This window comes from Methanobrevibacter sp. (assembly GCF_015062985.1).
Taxonomy (GTDB): Archaea; Methanobacteriota; Methanobacteria; order Methanobacteriales; family Methanobacteriaceae; genus Methanocatella.
On the sequence record NZ_SUTI01000039.1, the window covers coordinates 1 to 3796 of the forward strand.

General features: G+C 33.5%; 5 protein-coding genes. 3 read left to right on the forward strand and 2 right to left on the reverse strand.

The features are described 5' to 3' along the window. Window positions 1-14: 14 nt before the first annotated feature. Window positions 15-311, forward strand: a complete 297-nt coding sequence (locus E7Z77_RS09625) for a putative quinol monooxygenase (protein WP_292753530.1) — start codon at window positions 15-17, stop codon at window positions 309-311. A gap of 264 nt (window positions 312-575) precedes the next feature. Here the strand turns inward: E7Z77_RS09625 and E7Z77_RS09630 are convergent, their stop codons facing one another. After that, window positions 576-1310 (reverse strand): class I SAM-dependent methyltransferase, encoded by a 735-nt coding sequence (locus E7Z77_RS09630; protein ID WP_292753534.1) that lies wholly within the window; start codon window positions 1308-1310, stop codon window positions 576-578. 224 nt (window positions 1311-1534) lie between these two features. On the opposite strand from E7Z77_RS09630, the gene E7Z77_RS09635 reads away from it, so the two are divergent. Next, complete coding sequence (locus tag E7Z77_RS09635; protein ID WP_292753536.1) at window positions 1535-2767, forward strand: hypothetical protein; 1233 nt, start codon at window positions 1535-1537, stop codon at window positions 2765-2767. 60 nt (window positions 2768-2827) lie between these two features. Beyond that, a complete protein-coding gene (locus E7Z77_RS09640; protein ID WP_292753538.1) occupies window positions 2828-3607 on the forward strand; it encodes an NAD(+)/NADH kinase in 780 nt (259 codons plus the stop codon). On the opposite strand, the gene E7Z77_RS09645 is transcribed toward E7Z77_RS09640, so the two are convergent. Then, on the reverse strand, window positions 3600-3796 hold a 197-nt coding region (locus E7Z77_RS09645; protein ID WP_292753540.1), incomplete at its 5' end, for a 4Fe-4S binding protein. The genes E7Z77_RS09640 and E7Z77_RS09645 overlap by 8 nt on opposite strands.

Consider the following 3796-nt stretch of genomic DNA (forward strand, 5'->3'; position numbering starts at 1 on the left):
AATGGTGATTATGTATGGATTTCATAATTGTTTTAGCAAAAATTACACCTAAAAAAGGTTGTAGAGATACTATTGTCGAGATTTCACAAGAGTTGATTGAAACCACACTGACCGAAGAAGGCAACATTGATTACCAATTGTTGCAGTCAACAGATGATGACACTTTGACTTTTGTTGAAAAATGGGAATCTCCGGAAGCATTGCAAAAACATATGGCTTCATCTCACTTCCAGGACTTTGGTGCTGAAAGTAGCGATTTTGTTGAAAATATGGAAATTCAAGTTTTAAGTGCCGACGAAATAAAATTATGATTTAGTGTAGATGACTAAACTCATATTTTCTTTTTTTCTTTTTTACTACCATTATCTTAAAAATATCATATTGAGAAGTTTGAATGTAGATGGCCGAATTTCAAAATTGCATTTGCAGATATGAATATTAAAATATTAAAAATAACATCAATTTAATGGAAATTTTCAAGTTGACTCGTCAAATACTTAAAGCCATAATCAAGAATTTACAAGCAAAAATATCATTAAGAATTTTCAATTTGGCGCAGGTCACGCCAAAGAAATTCATCTTTTAAAAACAGATTTGGTTTTATCGGCTAGTTTAACAGCCTTACGATTTTTATATTGACTGATTTTAGAGTTAAGCCTTTCATTATCCAATCGAAGTTTATCAACTTCATCCAATGGAACATGGGTTGATTTAAACTCCTTAACCTTTTTTAATTTCAAAAGCAAAATGGCAGGTCTTTTTTTAGGATTGTTGAAATCATAGAATGTGGAATCATCCAAATTATCCCTAAAACCTGAATTATAAACAACCTCATAAACACGTTCTTCCTCAACTTCAAAAATATCCGAAAACTTGTCTTTGAGATTCAAATCGATGCTTATGGGTTCGCATGCAGTGGGTTTGTGATTGGCATCAACAATTATTCCGCATATTCCTCCGATTTTAAGAACCCTTTTGATTTCATGTATTGTATCATCAAGGTCATCCACATAATCCAGGGAATTGATGGAAAAAACAAAGTCAAAGGTCTCGTCGGCAAAGGGCATGCTTTCACTGTATGCCCTTACATAATGCATCTTATGAAATAGTGTCCCTCCGTTTAGTTTGAAATATTCATTGACAAGAGGATCCAATCCCACCCTTAAATTGGACATGTCAGCCCATTCAAGACTTCCTCTTGGACCGCACCCAATATCCAAAATGTTTTTGTCCTTAAAATCGTCAGCATCAATATTCAAATCTGTCACATAAAACTTTTCATAGCTGACTCCGCCGGATGTCGATTCCAAGACATGTTCCTTTTCAACAACCTGAGACCAAAATTTCAGTTCATTTCATGTTTAAAAGAGTTATTTTTCATAGTTTCAATTAAATATATCTCTGCATCAATATAAATCTTTTTTGGATACATTTATAAAATATTAATGTAAATATAATATCAATGAATTTGAGAAATTCAATAAGAAACCTCGTAAAACCCAAAAAGCCCCATTTGCTAATTGCAGGAGTGGATTTGAAATTTATTAAGCAATCAATAAGATATCTTGAAAAATATTATGAAATTCGAATTGACGAATGGGACTGGAACCCCAATGAGGTTTCAAAAGAATCAAAAGACCTTCTTAAATGGGCAGACATTATCCTGTGTGAATGGATGGAATATTATACTCCATGGTATTCCAATAATGTCAGCAAAAAACAAAAACTGTTTATCAGAGCCCACAAATATGAAATAACCCTTGACTATGGAAAACAGATTAATTACGATAACGTGTGTGGAGTAATTACAATCAACTATTTTCTTTTGGAGATTTTCTCAAATGTCTTTAAAATTCCACGGGAAAAGATGTTTTTTTTAAACAACATTGTCGAAACTTCAATATATGAAAACATAAAAAATCCAGATTACAGAAAGCATATTGCACTTGTGGGATATGCTCCAAGCTATAAAGGCTATCAAAGGGCACTTGAAATCCTAAACCAGTTAAAGGATATTGATAATTTTAAATTATATCTATTCGGTAAGGATTTCACACAAATGCACTGGAAAAACGATGAAAATGAAATTGCCTACTTCAAAAATTGCGATGAATACACAAGCAGTCATGGGCTCAACGACATCATTGTTAAAAAGAATTGGGTCGAAAGACATGGGATGTTTTCAGATATAGGTTATGTCCTATCACTTAGCGACATAGAAGGCTCCCACCTCTCACCTACAGAGGCATTTGCAGACTCGACCGTGAGCCTCCTTTTAAAGTGGCCGGGAATTGAATACATCTATCCCGAAGAGATAATTTTTAATGACATAACTGACATTGTGACATTCATAAAAGACACTTACAATACAGACGATTACATGAAAATAGCAAGTAAACTTAAAGACTACTGCATCAGAGAATTTGGCGAGGATTATTTTGTTAACGGATTGAGGGATATTTTTTCAAACAAAAGCAACGTTTCAAGCAAAACATACACCAGCTTTAAAAATGCTGAATTTGAAAATTCATTCATTGCAGATGATGAAGATGAAATTGCCGATATAATAAAATCCAATACCAGTCGAAAAATCCAGATTATACTATCCGAGAACTTCAAAAACCATGAAATAAAAAACATTTATTCCAAATACGCTTCACAGAATGTTTTAATATACTCAAAATACTTTTATGAAAATATTGGTGATGCTGAAAAATTCATTGAGTTATGCAACAGGTATTATGGCTCTAATATCATATTGCATTGAATAGAATTTCACGTTTTTCTTCAGCAAAATTATAATATGAACAGATTCAAATAATACAACATGAAAATATTCATCAACCATGATTCAAATAATAAAAATGCCATTGAAACAAAAGAAAGACTGAAAAAAATAGCTGATAATCTAAATATTGCAATTACAAACGATATAGATGAATGTAATATTGTTTTTTCAATCGGAGGAGATGGAACATTTCTTAAAACATCACGATTATCCGATAAACCAATTGTCGGCATAAACACCGGAACCTTAGGTTATTTGACAGAAATCAACCCTGAAAATATTGAAAACACCATGAAAAATCTTTTAAATGAAAATTATCATGTTGAAAGGAGAATGATGCTTGAAGGAAAAATCATCAGGCCCGACGGCAACATCATTGAAATTCCGGAATCGTTAAATGAAATAGCCATTTCCAAAAATATCTCCGGAGTCGTAAGATTCGATGCAATCGTCGATGACAAACTGATCAATTCATATACTGCAGATGGAATACTCATATGCACCCCGACAGGCTCCACCGCTTATAACCTATCCTGCGGAGGACCAATTGTTGATCCAACAGCGGAAATCATTACCTTAACCCCTATAGCTCCACATACTGTAATCAACAGAAGCATAATACTGTCTGATAATTCCACAATCGAAATCAAAATAACTGAACTTAGGGACAGCACAGAGTCATATGTTCTCTATGACGGAATACCTATTGAAATATACGGCGGAGATAAAATAAAAATTAAAAAATCAGATAGGATTACCAAAATTATCAAGTTTGAAAACAGAAGTTTCATCGATACAATACGTGAAAAAATCAGTTGACTGTAATGCAGTCATTAGGACATATTGCAACGCAAACCCTGCATCTTTTGCACACCTGTGCGTCACGAACTGAGCTTACCTCATCCACCAATATAAATACATTGTTCGGACAAGCGATTGAGCATTTCTCACAGCCGTCACAGTCATCAGTGTTAATGTCAATGTGACATTCCTCGACAACTTCCTCTT